The 20115-nt window shown below is 73.5% G+C and carries 18 protein-coding genes; 7 read left to right on the top strand and 11 right to left on the bottom strand.

Annotated elements, in window-relative coordinates; genetic code table 11:
- Positions 1-28: 28 nt before the first annotated feature.
- Positions 29-955 carry a hypothetical protein gene (locus AB0B58_RS01910; protein ID WP_360215848.1) on the top strand — a complete coding sequence of 309 codons (927 nt, stop codon included), beginning with the start codon at positions 29-31 and terminating at the stop codon, positions 953-955.
- On the opposite strand, the gene AB0B58_RS01905 is transcribed toward AB0B58_RS01910, so the two are convergent.
- Genes AB0B58_RS01905 through AB0B58_RS01895 form a run of 3 tightly spaced genes read right to left on the bottom strand, consistent with a single transcriptional unit; the run spans position 952 to position 4207 of the window.
- Positions 952-2304, bottom strand: a complete 1353-nt coding sequence (locus AB0B58_RS01905) for a dipeptidase (protein ID WP_360215845.1) — start codon at positions 2302-2304, stop codon at positions 952-954. The genes AB0B58_RS01910 and AB0B58_RS01905 overlap by 4 nt on opposite strands.
- On the bottom strand, positions 2301-2738 hold the full coding sequence (locus AB0B58_RS01900) for a hypothetical protein (RefSeq protein WP_360215842.1): 438 nt from the start codon (positions 2736-2738) through the stop codon (positions 2301-2303). The genes AB0B58_RS01905 and AB0B58_RS01900 overlap by 4 nt, the downstream gene beginning before the upstream one ends.
- On the bottom strand, positions 2735-4207 hold the full coding sequence (locus AB0B58_RS01895) for an APC family permease (RefSeq protein ID WP_360215839.1): 1473 nt from the start codon (positions 4205-4207) through the stop codon (positions 2735-2737). The genes AB0B58_RS01900 and AB0B58_RS01895 overlap by 4 nt, the downstream gene beginning before the upstream one ends.
- A gap of 691 nt (positions 4208-4898) precedes the next feature.
- Between AB0B58_RS01895 and AB0B58_RS01890 the strand changes: the two genes are divergently transcribed.
- The gene (locus AB0B58_RS01890) at positions 4899-6017 is read left to right on the top strand and encodes an aminopeptidase P family protein (protein ID WP_360215836.1); all 1119 of its coding nucleotides are present in this window, start codon (positions 4899-4901) and stop codon (positions 6015-6017) included.
- 25 nt (positions 6018-6042) lie between these two features.
- Positions 6043-6342 carry a hypothetical protein gene (locus AB0B58_RS01885; protein WP_360215833.1) on the top strand — a complete coding sequence of 100 codons (300 nt, stop codon included), beginning with the start codon at positions 6043-6045 and terminating at the stop codon, positions 6340-6342.
- A gap of 16 nt (positions 6343-6358) precedes the next feature.
- Here AB0B58_RS01885 and AB0B58_RS01880 read toward each other — a convergent pair whose 3' ends face one another.
- Positions 6359-7219: a tetratricopeptide repeat protein gene (locus AB0B58_RS01880; RefSeq protein ID WP_360215830.1), complete on the bottom strand. Its 861-nt coding sequence runs from the start codon at positions 7217-7219 to the stop codon at positions 6359-6361.
- A gap of 118 nt (positions 7220-7337) precedes the next feature.
- Here AB0B58_RS01880 and AB0B58_RS01875 point away from each other — a divergent pair, with 118 nt between their 5' ends.
- Positions 7338-8576: a sulfite oxidase gene (locus tag AB0B58_RS01875; RefSeq protein WP_360215827.1), complete on the top strand. Its 1239-nt coding sequence runs from the start codon at positions 7338-7340 to the stop codon at positions 8574-8576.
- Between the two features lie 14 nt (positions 8577-8590).
- Here AB0B58_RS01875 and AB0B58_RS01870 read toward each other — a convergent pair whose 3' ends face one another.
- The 3 genes from AB0B58_RS01870 to AB0B58_RS01860 are packed head-to-tail and all read right to left on the bottom strand — an operon-like array spanning position 8591 to position 12628.
- Positions 8591-9223, bottom strand: coding sequence for a DUF2461 domain-containing protein (locus AB0B58_RS01870; RefSeq protein WP_360215824.1), 633 nt, complete (start codon positions 9221-9223; stop codon positions 8591-8593).
- Positions 9224-9260: 37 nt separating this feature from the next.
- The gene (locus AB0B58_RS01865; protein WP_360215821.1) at positions 9261-10994 is read right to left on the bottom strand and encodes an ABC transporter ATP-binding protein; all 1734 of its coding nucleotides are present in this window, start codon (positions 10992-10994) and stop codon (positions 9261-9263) included.
- Positions 10991-12628: an ABC transporter ATP-binding protein gene (locus AB0B58_RS01860; protein ID WP_360216228.1), complete on the bottom strand. Its 1638-nt coding sequence runs from the start codon at positions 12626-12628 to the stop codon at positions 10991-10993. Before AB0B58_RS01860 ends, AB0B58_RS01865 begins: the two co-directional genes overlap by 4 nt.
- 164 nt (positions 12629-12792) lie before the next feature.
- On the opposite strand from AB0B58_RS01860, the gene folP reads away from it, so the two are divergent.
- Positions 12793-13674 (top strand): dihydropteroate synthase, encoded by an 882-nt coding sequence (gene folP / locus AB0B58_RS01855; protein WP_360215818.1) that lies wholly within the window; start codon positions 12793-12795, stop codon positions 13672-13674.
- 3 nt (positions 13675-13677) lie between these two features.
- On the opposite strand, the gene AB0B58_RS01850 is transcribed toward folP, so the two are convergent.
- From AB0B58_RS01850 to AB0B58_RS01835, 4 genes are all read right to left on the bottom strand, one after another.
- Positions 13678-14739, bottom strand: coding sequence for an amidoligase family protein (locus tag AB0B58_RS01850; RefSeq protein ID WP_360215815.1), 1062 nt, complete (start codon positions 14737-14739; stop codon positions 13678-13680).
- On the bottom strand, positions 14736-15425 hold the full coding sequence (locus tag AB0B58_RS01845; RefSeq protein WP_360215812.1) for a hypothetical protein: 690 nt from the start codon (positions 15423-15425) through the stop codon (positions 14736-14738). The genes AB0B58_RS01850 and AB0B58_RS01845 overlap by 4 nt, the downstream gene beginning before the upstream one ends.
- Complete coding sequence (locus AB0B58_RS01840) at positions 15422-15940, bottom strand: SigE family RNA polymerase sigma factor (protein ID WP_360215809.1); 519 nt, start codon at positions 15938-15940, stop codon at positions 15422-15424. Before AB0B58_RS01840 ends, AB0B58_RS01845 begins: the two co-directional genes overlap by 4 nt.
- A 73-nt stretch (positions 15941-16013) precedes the next feature.
- Positions 16014-16589 (bottom strand): TetR/AcrR family transcriptional regulator, encoded by a 576-nt coding sequence (locus tag AB0B58_RS01835; protein ID WP_360215806.1) that lies wholly within the window; start codon positions 16587-16589, stop codon positions 16014-16016.
- A gap of 90 nt (positions 16590-16679) precedes the next feature.
- Between AB0B58_RS01835 and AB0B58_RS01830 the strand changes: the two genes are divergently transcribed.
- Both AB0B58_RS01830 and AB0B58_RS01825 read left to right on the top strand, forming a co-directional pair.
- Positions 16680-18092 carry a DHA2 family efflux MFS transporter permease subunit gene (locus AB0B58_RS01830; protein ID WP_360215803.1) on the top strand — a complete coding sequence of 471 codons (1413 nt, stop codon included), beginning with the start codon at positions 16680-16682 and terminating at the stop codon, positions 18090-18092.
- A 144-nt stretch (positions 18093-18236) separates the two neighbouring features.
- Positions 18237-19910, top strand: coding sequence for a discoidin domain-containing protein (locus AB0B58_RS01825; protein WP_360215800.1), 1674 nt, complete (start codon positions 18237-18239; stop codon positions 19908-19910).
- The last annotated feature ends 205 nt before the right edge of the window (positions 19911-20115 follow it).

Here is a 20115-nt window from a genome sequence, read left to right as displayed (position 1 = left end):
TCCGACGTTTTCGAGGAGAGGACCACACATGGGAGTCTCGCCCCCAGGCCGACGGCCCGGCGCGGTGGTCCTCGCCGCGGTCGCGCTCGGCGTGCTGTTCGGCCCGGCGGCCTGCGGCGACGGGGAGAACCGCCCGAACCCGCCGTCGGCCCGGGCCTCGGCGGACGCTACGACCGGCCGGCCGGCACCGACCCGGACGGAGCCGACCGGCGGCCCGACGACCGGGCGCACCCGCACCGCCGGCCCGGAGGAGCCGACCGGCGAGGCCACCGCCCAGGCGACGCCGGAACCCACCGGCGAGCCCACCCGGACGACGGCGCCGGCCAGGACCACTACCGCCACCACCCGGCCGGCCACGCCGGCCCGGACGCAGACGACCACCCGGAAACCGGCCACGGCCGGCACGACGGAGCCGACGACCGCGACGCCGTCGCCGACACCGACCTCCGCCGCACCCGTGACCCCGACGACCGTCTCCGGCACCTGGGGCCCCGGCCCGCTCGGATGGTTCCTGTTGATCCTCCTGCTCGCCGGCCTGATCGGCGGCCTGGTGGTCTGGCGGTCGCGACGCCGGCAACGCTGGGAGGCCGGCGCCGAGGCCCTGGCGGCGGACACCCGCGCCCTCGTCGGCGTGCGGTTGCCGTCGATCCTGGCCACGACCACCGCGGCCGACCGCGCCCTGTCCTGGCCGCCGGTGCGCGCCGACCTCGCCGATCTCGCGGCCCGGTGGGGTCTGCACGCCGGGAACGCTCCCGGCGAGGAGCAGCGGCGGCGGTCCGGACTCGTCAGCGTGCAACTGCGGGACCTCATCGCCGGCGTCGACGCCGAGAACGAGGCGCTGGCCACCGGGCGGGAGTGGCAACTGCTGCGGCCCCGCGTGGACGACATCGTGCGGACGCTCTCCGCGGCGCTCGGCGGAGAGCCCCAGCCGGGATACGGACCGGAATACGGCTAGGCGGCGCCCGAGTAGCGCTGCAGGAACAGCGCCTCGGCCAGGGCCATGTCGGCGATCTCGCGCGGGTCGACGCTCTCGTTCGGCGCATGGATCAACGCCTGCGGTTCCTCGACCCCCATCAGGATGATCTCCGCGTCCGGGTAGGTGTCGGCGAAGACGTTGCACAGCGGAATCGAGCCGCCCTGCCCCAGCGTGGTCATCGGCCGGCCGAAGGCGTCGTTCATGGCCGAGGACAGCGCCCGGTAGGCGGGGCCGCCGGTGCGCGCCTCGAACGGCTGGCCGACGGCCTCGCTCTCCACCTCGACGTGCACGCCCCACGGCGCCACCGTCTTCAGGTGCGCGATGAGCGCGTCCTGCGCCTTCACGGCGTCCGTGCCCGGCGGCACCCGCAGGTTGAGCCGGGCCCGGGCGCGCGGCTGGATCGCCGCGGCCGAACCCACCACGGGCGGGCAGTCGATGCCGAGGACGGTGAGCGCCGGCCGGGCCCAGATCATGTCCGAGACCGTGCCGTCGCCCAGGAGCGACACGCCCTCGCGCAGCCCCGCGTCGTCGCGGAACCGGTCGGTGGGGTACGGCTCGCCGGTCCACGTCTGTCCGTGCTCCAGGCCGGCGACGGTCGTGTTGCCCGCCGGGTCGCGCAGCGTGGCCACCATCTGCACCAGGGCCGCCAGGGCGTCCGGCGCGGCGCCGCCGAACATCCCGGAGTGCAGCTCGCCGGCGAGCGCCTCGACCGTCACCACGACGTTGACCATGCCGCGCAGCGTCACGGTGGCGGCCGGCAGCCCGACCGCCGCGTTGCCGGTGTCGCACACCAGGATCGTGTCGGCGCGCAGCAGGTCGGGGTGGTGCACGACGAAGTCCTCGAGGCCGCCCGTGCCCTGCTCCTCCGAGCCCTCCACGATGACCTTCAGGTTGACCGGGACCGGCCCGTCGAGCGCGCGCAGCGCGGTGAGGTGCATGACGATGTTGCCCTTGCAGTCGGCGGTGCCCCGGCCGTACCAGCGGCCGCCGGCCTCGGTCAGCTCGAACGGCGGGGTGCGCCAGGCCGCGAGGTCCAGCGGCGGCTGCACGTCGTAGTGCGCGTACAGCAGGACGGTCGGCGCGTCCGGGTCGGTGCCCGGGCGCTCGCCGTACACGGCGGAGCTGCCGTCCGCCGTCTCGTGCAGGCCCATGCCCGTGAAGCCCACGGACGTGAACGCGGCGGCCACCCACTCGGCCGCCCGCGCGCACTCCTCGGGCGGGAACTGCCGGGGGTCGGCGACGGACGGGATGGCCACCAGCTCGGCCAGGTCGGTACGCGCCCGGCCCATCAGGTCGGCGATGCGGCGACGGAGTTCCACGGCGGTCATTGCGTGGCCACGTCGTCGAACTCGAGATCGTTGACGATCTCCTGGAAGGCCGCGAGCTGGTCCGGGCAGTAGATCTTCATGATGAGCAGCTGCCCCTGGACGATCCGGCTGTCGGCGATGACCGGCCGCTGGCCCGGGCCGGCGGCGCCGTTGGTGATCTGGCTGTTGAGCACGCCGCGGCTCAGCGCCTCGCCGGCGTTCGCGCAGACCGCGCCGCCGTCGTCGCCGAGCACCCGGACGATCTGCTCCTGCGACGGCGCGTGCGCCCCGGCCGCGGTGAGCTCGGCGATCAGCTGGTCGGCCTTCGCGTCGGCCTCCCGGCTCTGGTGCGCACCGCTGAAGGTGAGCATGGCGGTGCCGGCGAGCAGCAGGAAGGCGACACCGAAGATGAGGTAGATGGTGAGGTGGCTCTTGTGCGCGACGGAGACCTTCATGCCACCGACTCCTCCTCCGCGGGCGCCAGCTTCCAGGACGGCTTTCGGAACCGGTAGAACAGGAACGGCACCAGCAGGCCGAGGCCCAGCGCGCCGCCGGCGACGACCAGCAGGTAGAAGCCGACGCTCCCGGAGCCGAACTGCGACGGCGGGACGAACCCGATCAGCAGCGCGGCGAGCGACGCGGCGAAGCCGACGCCGCAGAGCGTGAGCAGCATCGGTGCGCGGTACCCGCGCGGGTGGTCGGGCTGGCTGCGCCGCAGCCGTACGGCCGCGACGAACATCAGCAGGTACATGATCAGGTAGACCTGGGTGGTGATCACCGAGAAGATCCAGTACGCGCTGGAGACGTCCGGGATGAACGCGTACGCGAGCGCGATGAGCGTGGTGATCGCACCCTGGGTCACCAGGATGTTCTGCTGCACGCCGTGCTTGTTGAGCCGCTGCAGGAAGGGCGGCAGGTAGCCCTCCTGCCGGGAGATCAGCAGCAGGCCGCGCGAGGGGCCGGCAAGCCAGGTGAGCATCCCGCCCAGCGAGGCGGCGACCAGCATGATCCCGAGAATCGGGGTGAGCCACTGCGTGCCGAACTCGGCGAACACCGCGTCGAAGGCCTGCATGACGCCGGCCGTGAGGGAGAGCTGTTCGGCCGGGACGACCCAGCTGATGGCCAGCGCCGGCAGGATGAAGATCAGCAGGACCAGCCCCATCGCGAGGAACATCGCCCGGGGGAACTCGCGGCCGGGGTTGCGCAACGAGGACACGTGCACCGCGTTCATCTCCATGCCGGAGTACGAGAGGAAGTTGTTGACGATCAGCACCAGGCTGGACAGGCCGGCCCAGGCGGGCAGCAGGTTGTCGACCGTCATCGGCGCCGCCGACGGGTTGCCCTGGCCGAGGAAGGCGACGCCGAGGATCACCAGGAGCGTGCCCGGCACCAGCGTGCCGATGATCAGGCCGCCGCTGGCCAGGCCCGCCACCGAGCTGGTTCCCCGCGACGAGACCCAGACGCCGGTCCAGTAGCAGACCATGATCACGATCGCGGTCCAGACGCCACTCGACGCCAGCTCCGGGTTGATCACGTACGCCAGCGTGCTCGCGACGAAGCCGAGCAGGCTCGGGTAGTAGAAGATCGTCATGGCGAACTGGCACCAGATGGCCAGGAAGCCCATCGGCTTGGAGATGCCCTGGCTGACCCAGTTGTAGACGCCGCCCTTCCAGCCGGAGGCGAGCTCCGCCGAGACCAGCGAGGTCGGCAGCAGGAACACCAGGGCCGGCACCACGTAGAGGAAGATGCTGGCCAGGCCGTACACCGCCATCGTCGGTGACGGGCGCAGGCTGGCCACCGAGCTGGTGGTCATCAGCGCCAGCGCCACCCAGGAGATGTAGGCCATCACCTTCCCGCGGTCCTTCGTACTGTCTCCGGCCGGCGTCGACGGCGTAGCCGCCGCCCCCGGGGCGGGCACATCCATCGCACTCATGCTGCTGCCTCCCGAACAGAACGCCACAACCGCCGAACCGGCCACGGTGGCGACCCGCCCGAGCGTTGCGAACACCCCGACGCCAGCGACCCGGCAGCCGGTCCAGCGGTATCATCGGCGGCCGAAACGGATCGTGCCTCATCCCCGGCGAATCAACTCGTCGGCGACCTCGGTCCCCCGGGGTGCAGTATCACGTCGCGGGCTGGTGCGCGTGACCTGATCCGCGCGAAGGCAGCCGCGCGGGTGATCAGCGCTCGCCGGCGGGACCGGGAGCCCCGATCCCTCCTCATAGGACGGCGGGACCGCTGGTCCCACGGCCGGGCCGGAGCCCGTCGGTACCGGGACAAAGCCCCGCGCTTGGGGCGCCCGCCACCGCCAAAGCTGATATACAAGGGCTGAACACTGGAAACAGGCCGATTCACCCGGTGTGCAGCACGAGGCACCGGCGGCCTGGTGGGTTGGACGCGCCCGGGTGATGCGGGTGGGCCCGATGCCGACGACCAGCGCCGATTCGCGGCGCCCGAACGGCCGGCGGGGTCGAATCATCCGTCGCGGGCGATGCTGGCACTTCCGGCCAGCCGTGAGGCTGAAAGAGCGCCGGTGTCCGGAATCCGGCATGGCCGCCGGTGCCGACGGCGCCTGGTCCCGAGAAACGCATGCGCAGCACCGGAGGTGTTCGCCGATGACGGTCCGCCGGTTCACCCCGAAGGACTTCACCCAGCGGATGGAGCGCGCCGTCGCACAGGCGGCGGACGCCGGCCTGGACGGCCTGCTCGTGACCCCCGGGCCCGACCTCGTCTACTTCACCGGCTATCAGCCGACCGCGATCACCGAGCGGATCACGATGCTCGTGCTCGGCGCCGGACGCGACCCGGCCATGATCGTCCCGGCCCTCGAACGCGGCGACGCCGAGCTCGCCGACGGCGTGACGGCGGTGTCGCTGACCGACTGGGCCGACGGCAGCGACCCGTACACGCGTGCCGCCCGCCTGCTCGACCCGAACGGCCGCTACGCCGTCTCCGACTCGGCGTGGGCGATGCATCTGCTCGCCCTGCAGGAGGCGCTGCCCGGACCGGGCTACACGTCGATGACCAGCACGCTGCCGATGCTGCGCGCGGTCAAGGACGACGAGGAGATCGACCGCCTCGCCGCCGCGGCAGCGGCCGCGGACGCCGCGTACGAGCAGATCGTCGGGGTGCGCTTCGCCGGACGCCAGGAGCGCGAGATCGGTGCCGACCTGGCCGGGTTCCTGCGCGAGCACGGGCACGACACGGTGGACTTCACCATCGTCGGCTCCGGGCCGAACGGCGCCAACCCGCATTCCGAGATGACCGGACGCACCGTGCGGGAGGGCGACATGGTGGTCCTCGACTTCGGCGGCCTGCGGGACGGCTACGGCTCGGACACGACCCGCACCGTGCACGTCGGCCCGCCGGACGACGAGGAGCGGAAGGTCTTCGAGATCGTGCGCCGCGCCCAGCAGGCGGCGTTCGAGGCGGTGCGTCCCGGCGTCGCCTGCCAGGAGATCGACCGCGCGGCCCGCAAGGTGATCGGCGACGCCGGGTACGGCGAGTACTTCATCCACCGGACCGGGCACGGGATCGGCCTGACCACCCACGAGCCGCCGTACATGGTCGAGGGCGAGACGCACACGCTCGTTCCCGGCATGTGCTTCTCGATCGAGCCCGGCATCTACCTGCCGGGCCGCTTCGGCGTACGCATCGAGGACATCGTGACGGTGACCGCCGACGGCGGGCGCCGCCTGAACGGCACGAGCCACGAGATGCACATCGTCTCCTGACATTGGACGCCCGGAGGTGCTGGCGATGTTGTTCCTGCTGATGCTCACGGCATTTGTGGCCTGCACGTGCGCGTACACGATCTGGCTGATCGTGCAGGACACCTCCCCGGACGCGGAGGCCGAGCCGGCGCGCGAGCAGATCGAGTCGGCCGGGTCCGGGTCCCGGTCCGAGCCGGGCAGCCTCGAGGGCGTGCTGGTCGCCCAGCTGGTCGCCGACGCGATCACCCGCCGGCAGTACGTGCGTGAGATGGAGCGGGTCGCCGCCCGCGACGACGAGCGTCACCCGCTCGCGATCCCGCCGGAGATCGGCTCCGACGGCGCCTGACCGGCGGCGGGGACGACTATCCGAACATCCGCCACCGCGACGGGGCAGGCCGCAGCGCCTCCCGCACGATCTCCGTACGCGGATCGTCCGGCGCCGCCCCGGCCTCGAGGATGCGCAGCGCCTCGACCCGGCTGAACCGGGCCGCGCCCCGCTCGCCCAGGCCCGCCTGCGCGGTGCCGAGCAGGTAGAGTGCCTCGGCGACGTCAAGCGAGTCGGGGCCGGCCACCCCGCGGTAGATCTGCACCGCCTGCTCGAAGCCGGACCGGGCGGCGCGCCAGTCGCCCAGCGAGAGCTGGCAGCAGCCGAGGATGAACAGGACCCCGGCCATGCTCGAGCTGCCCGGCCCGTAGGTGGCCGCCACGATCGGCAGTGCCCGCACCTGGTTGTCCCGGCAGGCCTCGTACTCGCCGTGGCGTTCGAGGTAGTAGCCGAGCTTGATCAGCAACGCGGCGCTGTTCGGTGCGCCGGGCGCGCGGTCCACCGCCGGATGCACGTGCGGCGCCAGGTCGGCGCAGACGGCCAGCTCCCGCGGCGTGCCGTACGAGACGGGAAACAGGCGGTCGAGCAGCTGCACCGCGCTGTGCGCCCACCACCAGCCCATCCGGCCCGGCCGGGCGAGGTCGTCCAGCGCCTCCCGGGCCGCGTCCGGGTCCAGGCGGACCCGGTTGCCCGAACCGCGCCAGCCGACGGCCAGTCCGGCGATCGCCGCCTCCCGCCGCCGGGGATCCCCGGCGGCCCGCGTCAGGTCCGGCATGAGGCGGGCGAACAGCTCCGGGTCGGAGAGCAGGAGATCGAGATCGAGCTCGCCGGGTCCGAAGTGGGCACACAGCCGCAGCAGCTGCAGGGCGGCCGCGCGGTCGGCGGTCGTTCGGGCCATACCCGCATGGTGACAACCCGGCGCACCCGGCATCCGCCGGGGGCTTTTCCTACTGCGCCCATCGGTTTACCATGCTCGTTACCGCGACCGCGGGTGCCTGCACGAGGGAGCGACACCGATGGACGACATGCTGGACGAGGGCGCCTACGACCGGCGGCGGCTGCGCCAGTGGCTGGCCGGCGAGGCCGGCGGCTTCTCCCGCCGGGACCTGCTCAAGCTGACCGCCGCGGTGGGCGCGGGCCTGGCCGGCACGGCCGCCGCCGGCACCTCTGCAAAGGGCGCGGCCGGTCCCATCGTCAAGCCGCTGCCGCCCGAGTCGTTCACCGTCCTCGGCACCAACGCCGAGATGCGCTGGTCGGCCATGGCCGGCCAGGGCTACCTGGTGCCGATCGACCGCTTCTTCGTGCGCAACCACACCAGCACCCCGATCATCGAGCCGGCGGACTGGCGGCTACAGGTCTTCGGCGCCGGCCTGCGGCACGGCCCGGCCGAATTCTCGTACGACGACCTGCGGCGCCTGCCGTCCGAGACGATCACCTCAGCGGTGGAGTGCGCCGGGAACGGCCGTAGCTACTTCACCAGCCAGCAGGGGCAGCCGGTGTCCGGCACCGCCTGGAAGCTCGGCGGCATCGGCGTCGCCCGCTGGCGCGGCGTGCGCCTGTCGACCGTCCTGCGGCACGCGGGCCTGGGGCGCAACGCGGTCGACGTGCTCCCGACCGGACTCGATCCGAACTACGTGACCGGCGGCGTCGACCTCGGTCCGGTACGCCGCCCGCTGCCCGTGCGCAAGGCGCTGCACGACGTGCTGGTCGCGTACGAGATGAACGGCGAACCACTGCCGGCCGACCACGGCCGCCCCGCCCGGCTGATCGTGCCGCACTGGATCGGCATCGCCTCGATCAAGTGGCTGGGCGGCATCGAGGTCTCCGACGCCCCGCTCTTCTCGCCGTGGAACACCCAGTTCTATCGGCTCTTCGGCCCGGACTTCCCCGCCGAGGGGCGGCCGTTCGACCGGCAGGTGGTCAAGAGCGCGTTCGAGCTGGACCAGGGTGCCCAGGTCCCCGCCGGCCGGCCGACTCGGCTGCGCGGCCGCTCCTGGTCCGCGGGCGGCGCCATCCACCACGTCGACGTCAGCACCGACGGCGGCCGCCGCTGGCGCCGGGCGCGGCCGGTCGGTGCCGGCGAGGGCGCCGCCTGGCAACGCTGGGAGATCGACTGGCTGCCGGCCGCGGGCGAGCACGAACTGCTGGCCCGGGCCACGGACGTGCGCGGCGGCACCCAGCCTGACGTGGCCGTCCACAACGAACTCGGCTACCTCTTCGACGCCGTCGTCCGGCACCGGGTCGTCGCGGCCTGAGCCGGACCGGCGCCTCAGTTCGCGGCCGGTCCCACGTGGTCGTCGAGCCATCGCCGCAGCGGCCGGCTGCCGCGCAGGAGGCCGACGATCCGGTTCTTCGCGGCCGCGGTGCCCAGCCAGGCCGCCGGCGGCCACTCCTTCCAGGTGGTCAGGCCCTTGTGGCGCAACAGGTCCACGCGCGGATGGTCCCTCGGGTAGCCCCGCGGCGCCGTCTTCAGGCTGCCGTGCCCGTGCACCCCGATCCCCGACCGTTCGATGTCCGCGATCAGCGCGGTCAGCTCCGCGCCGGTCCGCGGATCGGCCACCGCCCGCCGGTACCGGTCGAGTTGATCGGGTGCCAGCTGATACATGCCGCAGCCGGCCGCCAGCCCGCCGGCCGACAACTGGCAGTACCCGCCGAACGAGAGCCACGCACCGAGGTGCGTCTTGTACGGCGACTTGTCCTTGCTGAACCGCACGTCCCGGTAGGGCCGGAAGATCCTGCCCGGCCCGAACTCCGGCTCCAGCGCGGCGAGCAGCTCCTGCATCGGCCCGCGCACCTGACGCTCGTAGAACGCGAGATGGGCGGTCCAGTAGGTCCGCGAGTTGTCGGCGGCGAGCCCATCGAAGAACTCCAGCGCCTCACTCGGCCAGCCACGGAACGTCACCGGCCAAGTCTAGGAGCCGCCGCCGGGCCGAGGCGGGTCAACCGTGCCAGGTTCGCCACAGGTCGGCGTACGTGCCGCCGGCCGCGACCAGGTCGTCGTGCGTGCCCAGCTCCACCAGCCGCCCGCCGTCCATGACGGCCACCCGGTCGGCGTCGTGCGCCGTCTGCAGCCGGTGCGCGATCGCGATCACCGTACGGTCGTGCAGCACCGCCGCCAGCGCGCGCTCCACGTCCCGCGCGGTCGTCGGGTCGAGCAGCGCGGTCGCCTCGTCGAGCACGACGGTGTGCGGGTCGGCGAGCACCACCCGGGCCAGCGCGAGCTGCTGCGCCTGCGCGCCGTCCAGGGCGAAGCCGTCGCCGCCCAGCCGGGTGTCGAGGCCGTCGGGCAGCTCCGCGGCCCAGTCGGCGCCGACGACGGCCAGCGCCGAGAGCAGGTCGTCGTCGGTGGCGTCCGGCGCGGCCAGGGTCAGGTTGTCGCGGACCGCGTCGCGGAAGACGTGGTGCTCCTGGGTGACGAGCACGACCTGGCGGCGCAGCAGGCCCGGCGGCAGCCGGGAGATCTCCACGCCGCCGACGGTCAGGCTGCCCGTGCGCGGCCGGTCGACCCCGGTGAGCAGCCGCCCGAGGGTGGACTTGCCGGCACCGGACGGCCCGACCAGGGCGAGGCGCTCCCCCGGTCGCACGGTCAGGGAGACGCCGTGCAGCACGTCGCGGCCGCCCTCGTAGGCGTACCGGACGCCGCGGACCTCGATCCGGTCGCCGGCCGGCGCCGACCGCCCGGTCACGACGCCCGGCGGGATCGCCTCCAGCCCCTCGACCCGGGCGAAGGACGCGCCGCTGCTTTGCAGCTGCTCCAGCCAGATCAGGATCGCGTCGAGCGGCACGGCCAGCTGCCGCAGGTACAGCGCGCAGGCCGCGACGGCACCGAGGGTCAGCGCGCCGTCGATGTAGAGCGCGCCGCCGACCAGCAGCACGGCCACCACCGGCACGACATAGGACACGTCGACGGCGGGGAACAGCACGCTGCGCAGGAAGAGGGTCCGCAGCCGGGTGTCCCGGGCCCGGTGGATCGCCTCGTCGGCCACCGCGGTCCGGCGGTCACGCAGCCCCAGCGCCTCGACCGTGCGGGTGCCCGCGATGGTCGAGGCGAGCTCGTCGGCGAGCACGGATCCGGCCGCGCCCTCCTCCAGGTAGGCGGTCCGCGCCCGGCGCAGGTACCAGCGGGTGGCGACCGGGATGGCGGAGAGCCCGAGCAGGGCGACGACGCCGAGCAGCGGATCGAGCAGGAAGACGGCCACGAGCACGAACAGCGCCTGCACGGCCGCGATGAGCACCTCGGGGATGGCGTCGCGCAGGGTCGAGGCCACCGTGCCGACGTCGCCGGTGCCCCGCGCGGCGAGGTCGCCGGCCGGCACCCGTTCGACCACGGACGCCGGCAGGGCCAGGGCCCGGTCGAGGAAGCGTTCGCGGATCCGGGCGGCCGTGCGCTCGCCGAAGCGGTACCCGACGGCGAGCGCCGAGCGGGCCAGCAGGATCTGCAGGACCGTGCACAGCAGGACGGCGAGGGCGAGCCGGTCGACGACGCCCACCGAGGCGTGGCCGCCGGTGACCGTGTCGATGATCCGGCCGAGCAGCCACGGCCCGGCCAGTCCGGCGATCGCCGCGAGCGCGTTGAGCAGCACCATCAGCGCGACGGCCCGCCGGTCGTCGCGGATCAGCCGGAACGCGGCCCGGCGCACGTGCGCGCGCCCGGCGACCGGCAGCGCCGTCATCGCCGGGCCGCCTCGGGCAGGGCGGCCTCGGGCAGGGCGGCCTCCCCCGCGGCCCGGGTCACCAGCGCGCGGTACCCGGGCTCGGTGTCGAGCAGCGCCCGGTGGGTGCCGGTCGCCGCGAGCCGTCCGCCGACGACGTAGTGCACGATGTCGGCGCGGTCCAGCATGGCCGGGGACGTGGTGGCGACGAGCGTGGCCCGGCCGGCCCGGGCCGCGGGCAGGCGTTCGGCGATGGCCGCCTCGGTGTGCGCGTCGACGGCGGAGGTCGGCTCGACGGCGAGCAGGATCTCCGGGTCGGCGTAGAGGGCGCGGGCCAGCCGTACCCGCTGGCGCTGGCCGCCGGAGAGGTTGCGGCCCTGCGTGTCGATCACCGAGGCCGTCCCGTCCGGCAGGCCGTCCACGATGTCGCAGGCCGCGGCCGCGGCCAGGGCCCGCGCGACGGCGGCGTCGTCCGGCTCGGAGCGGCCGGCGACGACCTCGCCGAGCGCGCCGGTGAACAGGTAGGCCTCGTTGTCGGCGACCAGGATCCGGTCCCGCACCGCGAGCCCGTCGACGCGGGTGCCGCCCCAGGTCACCGCGGTCGGCCCGTACCGGCCGAGGCGGTCGACGACGGCGGCCGCGTCGGCGGGCCGGGCGGTGGCCAGCGCGACGAGCCGCCCGGGGATGACGACCACGCCGGAGTCGGGGTCGCGCAGCACGGCCGGGCCGTCGGGGCCCTGCCCGCGCGGCGGCGGATCCACCGGTAACCGCAGGAAGTCGATGACCCGGCGCCCGGCGACCAGGGCCCGGCTGATGTCGAACCCGCCCTCGATGAAGAACGCGACCGGCACGACGAGCACCGCCGCGTACCCCCAGACGGCGACCAGTTCGCCCACCGTGATGTCGCCCCGCGCGGCCATCCGGGCGGCCAGCCAGATCACCACGGCGAGGAAGATCGCGGGGAGACCGACGCCGAGCGCCTGTATCCAGCTGGTCACCGCGCCGACCCGGTAGCCGACCTCGGCGACGGCCCGGGACTCGTGCCGGTACCGGCACGCGTAGCCGTCCTTGCCGCCGAGGCCGTTGAGGACCCGCAGGCCGCCGATGATGTCGACGAGCCGGTCGGCGAGCGCGCCCTGCCGCTCCCGGTAGCGGGCGCCGGCCCGCTGCAGGCGGCCGAGCATCGGCCCGACCACGACGGCCAGCACCGGCACCCCGGCGAGCACCACGACGGCCAGCAGCGGGGAGATCTCCAGCAGCAGCACGGCCACCACCACGTACGCGATGACCGCGCCGAGCCCCGGCCCGGTGACCGTGAGGGCCTGCGCCAGCACCCAGACGTCGGCGATGCCGATGGTGACGATCTCGCCGGCGCCGATGCGCCGCGGCAGGGCGGCGCCGAGGCGGGTGGCGTGCGCGATGACCGCCCGGACGGTCCGGAAGCCGCCGTCGAGCCGGATCTTGGTCATCGTGCGGTGCCGGAGGATGGCGAGCAGCGCGTTGACCGCGCCGACGGCGAACAGGACCGCGACCCAGGCGGCGAGCGCGGCCGGATCGCGCCGCTGCAGCCCGCGGTCGATGGCCTGGGAGAGCAGGTACGGCGGAAGCGTCAGCCCCACCATCCACAACGAACCGAGCAGGGCGCCGGTGGCGATGCGCCCCTTCTGCCGCCGGACGAGCCACCACAGGTACGGCAACGGGCCGCGCACGTCCGCGACCGGGTGTCCTGCTTCCGTCACGCCTTGCACCATAGAGCAGGTTCGATCATCGGCGGGAGGCCGCATCAAGGGGATCCTCGCCGCCGGGTTACTCTCCCGACGTGAGCGACAACGGACCTCCGCTGATCAGCGCCGAGCGGGTCATCGGCGGGCGGTCATACGACTTCGCGCGCCGCGTCGTGGTGATGGCGATCGTCAACCGCACCCCCGACTCGTTCCACGACCGGGGGCGCACGTTCGCGCTCGAGAAGGCCCTCGAGGCGGTCCGGGCGGCGGCCGACGCGGGCGCGGACTGGATCGACATCGGGGGCGTGCCGTTCGCACCCGGGCCGGACGTCTCCGTCGAGGAGGAGCTCCGGCGGGTGCTGCCCGTAGTCGAGGCGGCCCGGGAGCTGGCCGTGGTCTCGGTCGACACCTACCGGCCGGAGGTGGCCCGCGAGGTGATCAAAGCGGGCGCCGGGGTCGTCAACGACACCTCGGGCCTGCGCGACCCGGCGATGGCCGACGCGGTGGCCGGCACCGCCGCGTCGCTGGTGATCACGCACAGCCTGGCCGCGCCGCGCACCCTCTTCCCGAGCCCGCAGTACGGCGACGTGACCGCGGAGGTCGGCGCCTTCCTGCGCCGACAGGTCGACGTCGCCCTGTCCCGCGGGGTACTGCCGGAGCAGATCATCATCGATCCCGGCCACGACCTGAACAAGAACACGTACCACTCGCTGGAGCTGACCCGGCGGCTGCGGGAGATCACCGAGATCGGCTACCCGACGCTCGCCGCCCTGAGCAACAAGGACTTCATCGGCGAGACGCTGGACCGCCCGCAGCAGGAGCGCCTGGTTGGCACGGTCGCGGCGGTGGTCTTCTGCGTGCTGCGGGGCGCCCGGATCGTCCGGGTGCACGACGTGCGGGCGGCGGTCGACGCGGTCCGGATGACCGAGGCGATGCTGGGCCTGCGCGACCCGGCCTACGCCCGGCACAACATGTAGGGACTACCGTTCGGCGAGTGCCACCGCGGCCAGCCCCAGCAGCTCCTCCGCCGCGGCGTCCGGGTCGGCGGGCGCGGCCGGCACCGGCTCCTGCCCGAGGCAGCGCTCGAGGAGCAGCTCGACCAGCCCGGCCCGGTTGAGGATCTCGGCGGTGTCGATCGCGCCGGGCAGGATTCGGATCTCGATCGTGTCCCGGACCGGGTCGGCGCGCAGCAGCTGGGTCAGGTTGACGTCGAAGAACTTGGTCAGCCCGCCCTCCTCGGCGGCCCGGCACAGCTCGTCGTAGGACGGCACGCCGCCGACGGCGGCCACCAGCGGCGCCGGCAGCGGGGCGAGGCGCCGGCAGGCCGGGTTGGTACGCAGCAGCGTCCGCAGCGGTTCCCGCCAGTAGGCGAACAGCCGGACGACGTTGGCCAGGGCGTGCGGCGCCCGGAACGGCGCGCCGTCGAGGTGCAGGTGCACGGCGGCCTCGAGCGGCACGGTGAAGCCGAGCTCCCGGGCCGGGCCCAGCAGCCGATCGAGGGCGGCGCCGTGGTCGCCGGTCAGGGGCGGGGTGACGATCTCGCAGGGGCGTTCCCGCTCGCCGCCCTGCGGTGCGGCCAGCGCGATCGTCGAGCCGGCGGCGTCGTCGAGCCGGTAGACGTCGCCGACCCGCTGCACCGCGCTGCCCCACAGCCGCGCCGCCGCGTCGAGCGCCTCCGGCAGGTCGCCGCCGGGGTCGCTCTGCGCCTCGAGCAGGCGCAACAGCCGCGGGTCGTCGCTGAGGATCCGAAACCAGCCCGGCGGCGCGGCGGCCCGCCGGTCGAGCCCGGCGATCAGCGTGATGTCGTCGACGAGCGTGCAGAGCGGGTCACCGTCGCGCCCCCGCACCTCGAAGCCCTGTGTCAGGTGCAGGAACCGCCCCAGGCCGGGAACCAGGGACGGCTCGCTGTCGTGGTGCCACACCGGCCGGACCTGGCCGCCGCAGCGGGCGGCCAGATCCTGGGCCAGGGTGCGCCGGCTGCGGCCTGGCGGGGCCATCAGCTCGATCTCGAACCCCGTACGCCGGTGCAGGCGGGCGGTCACGGCCGGATCGGCAGGGTCTCCCCGGCCAGCAGCTTCTTGCCGCCCGCGACCTTCGCCGCGTAGGGGGTCTTCGACTTCCAGATCTTGGCCAGCTTGACCGCGTCGTCGTAGTCGTACCCGGCGGCGAAGAAGGCCTCGACCCGGACCTCCTCGCGGGAGGGCGGCACGGTACCCGTCTGCGGCGCCCCCTCGCCCGGCTTCACCGGGAGCGTCTCGCCAGCCAGCAGCCGCCGCCCTGCCTCCGCCTTGACGGCGCCGATGTCGTCCTTCGGCTTCTTCCAGACGCTCGCCAGCTTCACGGCGTCGTCGTAGTCGTAGCCGGCGCCGAAGTAGGCGTCGAACTCGTCCTGGTCCGGGTCCTCGAACCCGGTGCCGGGCTTGGTGAGAAGCGGCGGCGCGGAGGCGGACGGGGTCGCGGACTGCGCGGCCGCCGGTGCGCCGGCCTGCAGCGCCGGCGCCACCGCGACGTTGTCGTTCGGCCCCGCGGGCAGCAGCGCCGGGAGGTTCATGACGCCGGCGATCAGGCCGACGCCCAGCACGGCACCGCCGGCGGCCTGCGCACCGCGCCGGCGCCACAGGTAGCCGCGGGCCAGCTGCTGCACCCGGGCGTACACCTCGGCCGGATCCGGGCCCCCGTTCTCATGGGTCTCGAAGGCCCTGCGGAGCTGGTCTCCGTGTTCCGTCACGACATCTCCTCGGCATGGATCCTGGTCGCTCGCTCCGACGTGAGCCGGAGACTCTTCAGTGCCCTCGACGCGTGGCTGCGGACCGTGGCCGGCGAGCAGCCGATCAGGTCGGCGATCGCCTCGTCGTCCAGCTGCTCGTAGTAGCGCAGCACGAGCACGGCGCGTTGCTTGCGCCCGAGCGTGGCCAGCCGGTTCCACAGCTCGTCGGCCTCCACGACGTCCTGGGCGTGGTCGCGTACCCCGCCACGGGCGTCGTCGATGTCGACGAGCCGCTCGCCGACGGCGTGGACGTTGCGAGCCGCCCAGCTACGCCGCCAGGAGAGGTACTCGTTCAGCACCATCCTGCGCACGTAGGCCTCTGGGGAGTCGGCCCCGTCGATCCGCCGCCATCTGACCTGCGCCCGGGCCAGCACCTCCTGGACGACGTCCTGCGCCAGATCGCGGTCGCCGGTGAGGACGACCGCGTAGCGCAGCAGACTGGGAAGCCGGGCCACCGCGAATTGCTCGAAGGTCACACCCACTAGAACGCTGCCCCGCCGCCGTCTGTGCACTCATGATCCAAAGTTTTTCCCGCCACCCGCGGTGCCCCTACGCCGGCCCGCCCGGGTCCTGGCGGGCCTTCGGCAGATCGAGGCTGCCGACCAGGTCGCTCATCCACTTCTCGGGTGCCACCGCGTCGCGGCCGACGACGTTCATCGCGCCGAGCACGGTCAGCAGCATGCCGTGCGCGAAGAAGTCGCGGATCTCCTCCGCGCCCGCGCCGGTCAGTTCGCGCACGGTCTCGACGAGCCGGCCGAAACACGCCCGGACGACGGGACCGATGGCCGGGTCGGCGCCGGCCGCGAAGCCGTGCAGCAGCACGGTGATCAGCTCACGCTCGGTGAGCAGCTCGTCGTAGGCGTCGCCGATGCTCGACAGGTCCGCCTGGATCGCGGCGGCCGCCCGGAAACGCTGCTCGATGCGGTAGGCCGCGTGCTCGAGGGTGGCGATGAACAGCTGCTGCTTGGTGCCGAAGAGCCTGATCACGTAGGGCTGGGAGACGCCGGCGAGGCGCGCCACCTGGTCGGTGGTCGTGCCGGCGTAGCCGCCGGTGGTGAATGCCGTGAGGGCCGCGCCGATCAGCTGATCGTGGCGTTCCTCGGCGGTCAGGCGGGTCCTGGTCACACGGGCTCCTTCGGATTCGACGTTGACAGGTTATCAGCTGATAACTAAGTTCGGCAGCGTAGTTATCAGTGAATAACAACTAGGAGCCCCATGAGCACCCTCGCGCCCCAGCGGCCCGCCGACACGACGGACCGCCGCAGGCCCCGCCCCCTCGCCGCGGTGCTCGCCGCCGTCGGCATCCCGATGTTCATGGTCACGCTGGACAACCTCGTGGTGACGACGGCACTGCCGGTGATCCGCGCCGACCTCGGCGCCTCCCTGGCCGACCTGCAGTGGTTCGTTAACGCGTACACCCTGCCGTTCGCCGCCTTCCTGCTCACCGCCGCCGCGCTCGGCGACCGGCTCGGCCGGCGCCGGGTGTTCCTGGCCGGCATCGTGCTGTTCACCCTCGCCTCGGCCGCCGCCGCGCTGAGCACCGAGGCCTGGATGCTGACCGCGGCCCGGGCCGTGCAGGGCCTGGCCGGCGCCGCGGTCGCGCCGCTGTCACTGACCCTGCTGGCACAGGCCGTACCGGACCGGCACCGCAACGCGGCGGTGGGCATCTGGGGCGGCATCAGCGGCCTCGGCGTCGCGGTCGGCCCGGTGGTCGGCGGCGCGGTGGTCGAGGGGCTCGACTGGTCGTGGATCTTCTGGCTGAACGTGCCCGTCGGCATGGTCGCCATCGTGCTGGCCGCGACGGTGCTGCGCGAGTCGCGCGGCGGCGCGGTCCGGCTCGACCCGCTCGGCCTGCTGCTCTCCGCCGCCGGCATGCTCCTGCTCGTCTGGGGAGTGGTGGACGGCCCGGAGCACGGCTGGTCCTCGGCACGCGTGCTCGCCATGCTGATCGGCGGGGCCGCGCTGCTGGCGGCGTTCGTCGGCTGGCAGCACCGCAACCCGGCGCCGATGCTGCCGCTCTCGCTCTTCCGCTCGCGCGCCTTCAGCCTGGTCAACATCGTCTCGCTGACCTTCTCCGCCGGCGCGTTCGGCTCGGTCTTCCTGCTCGCCCAGTTCTTCCAGGTGGTGCAGGGGCTGAGCCCGCTGGACGCGGGCGTCCGCACGCTGCCGTGGACGATGGCCCCGATGGTCGTCGCGCCGCTGGCCGGCATCTTCGCCGACCGCCTCGGCCTGCGGAACCTGATCGTCGCGGGCCAGGTGCTGCTTGCGGCCGGCGTGCTGTGGATCGCCCTCGCCACGACGACCGACGTCACCTACGGCGAGATCGTCGTCGCGTTCGTCCTGGCGGGCGTCGGCATGGGCCTGACCTTCGCGCCGATCAGCACGATGGCCCTGGCCAGCGTCACGGCCCGGGAACGCGGCGTGGCCTCGGGCGCCAACAACACGATCCGCGAGCTCGGAGTGGCGGTCGGCGTCGCGGTGCTGGCCTCCGTCTTCAGCTCGTACGGCGACTACACGACCCGCCAGTCCTTCGTGGACGGCCTGGTGCCGGCGGTCGTGGTGGGCGCCTGCCTGATCGCGGCCGGCGGCCTGGTGGCCGCGTGGCTGCCCCGCCGCACGCAGCCCTGAGGTCACGCCCGGGTTCTTTCGAGACCATGTCCTGAATGTTTCATAGTTTGGTTCAACTATTGCGTGGATGTGTCGGGTACTGCCACGATGACCGTCGATCCGTCATCCCCAACTCCCCCGAGTTCGGATCAGAGGAGCGTCGCCGTGCCCGTCTCCCGCCGTACCCTTCTCTCCACAGTGGCCGCCGGCTCCGCGGCGGCCTCGATACCCGCCGCGCTCGCCGGACCGGCCGCCGCGGCCTCCCCGCCCGGCGACGTCGTCGGCAAGATCAGCGCCGGCTACCAGGGCTGGTTCGCCTGCCCCGGCGACGGCGCGCCGATCGGCGGCTGGTGGCACTGGAGCCGCGACCGGTTCCAGCCGCCTTCGCCCGGCAACACCACGATCGTGTCCTGGCCGGACCTGACCGAGCTCGCACACGGCTACCCGACCGCATACCCGAACCTGGGCGACGGGCGGCCCGCGCGGCTCTTCTCCTCCTACGACCAGCAGACCGTCGACACCCACCTGCGATGGATGCGGGACTACGGCATCGACACGGCGGCGCTGCAACGCTTCAACCCGTTCGGCGACGAGGGACCGACCCGCGACACCATGGCGGTCAAGATCCGCGCCGCGGCCGAGGCCACCGGCCGCAAGTTCTACATCATGTACGACGTGACGGGCTGGACGAACATGCAGTCCGAGCTCAAGACGGACTGGGACACCAAGATGTCCGCGCACACGGCGTCGCCCGCGTACGCGCGGCAGAACGGCCGGCCGGTCGTGTGCCTCTGGGGCTTCGGCTTCGCCGATCCGGGCCGCCCGTTCGCGCCCGGCCCGTGCCTCGAGGTGATCGACTGGTTCAAGGCGCGGGGCTGCTACGTGATCGGCGGCGTGCCGACCTGGTGGCGGCAGGGCATCAACGACTCCCGGCCCGGGTTCGGCGACGTCTACCACGCGTTCCACATGATCTCGCCGTGGATGGTGGGCCGCGCCGCGAGCCCGGCGGACCTGGACTCGTACCACGCCGACGTCAATGTCGGCGACTACGCGGACTGCCAGGCGCTCGGCATCGACTACCAGCCGTGCGTGCTGCCGGGCGACCTGTCGTCCGGGCACCGCCGGCACGGCGACTACTACTGGCGCAGCCTCTACAACATGATCCGGCTCGGTTCCCAGGGCCTCTACGTGTCCATGTTCGACGAGTTCAACGAGGGCAACCAGATCGCCAAGACCGCGCCGACCGCCGCACACGTGCCGGCCGGCACCGGCATCCGGGCGCTGGACGAGGACGGCACCGCCTGCTCCGCCGACTACTACCTGCGCATCACCGCCGACGGCGGCCGGATGCTCAAGGGCCTGCTGGCGCTCACCGCGACCCGGCCGACCCCGCCGACCGTGAACGGCGGCCCCGGCCCTGACCCCACCCGGGACCTGGCCGCCGGCCGCCCGACTGCCGAGAGCGGACACACCCAGGTGTACGGCCCGGGCAACGCGGTCGACGGCAACCCGGGCACCTACTGGGAGAGCACCAACCACGCATTCCCGCAGTGGCTGCAGGTCGACCTCGGCGCGGCAACCGCGGTCACCCGGGTGGTACTCAGGCTGCCGCCGGGCTGGGAGACGCGCACGCAGACGCTGCACATCCAGGGCAGCACGGACGGCGGCGCGTTCACGACGCTGGCGGGCGCCGCCGACCGCACCTTCGACCCGGCCACCGGCAACCGGGCCACGATCGCCTGCGCCGCGACCGCGAGCCGCTACGTGCGGGTGACGTTCACGGCCAACACCGGCTGGCCGGCGGGACAGGCGTCCTCGCTCGAGGCGTACGCGGCATGACTCAGCCTCTGCGGCTTCCATCCTCAGCCGCAGGGGGTGGCGGGCCGGTGTCCTCCGGCGCCGGCCCGTCGCCGTCCCCGGCAACGGGGTCGGTGAGAGCTCGCCTGTTCGCACGGGCGCCTTGAGCGGTAGGGACGTCCGGCCGGCGCTCCGAAGGCGGTACTTCGAACAGTGCCGAGGCGGTGATGGCCCGGCGGAGCGTGTG

Source organism: Actinoplanes sp. NPDC049118 (genome assembly GCF_040648555.1).
In the GTDB taxonomy this organism is placed as follows: domain Bacteria; phylum Actinomycetota; class Actinomycetes; order Mycobacteriales; family Micromonosporaceae; genus Actinoplanes.
The sequence above is the reverse complement of the archived record's forward strand: the minus strand, read 5'-3'. Positions and strand labels throughout refer to the sequence as shown.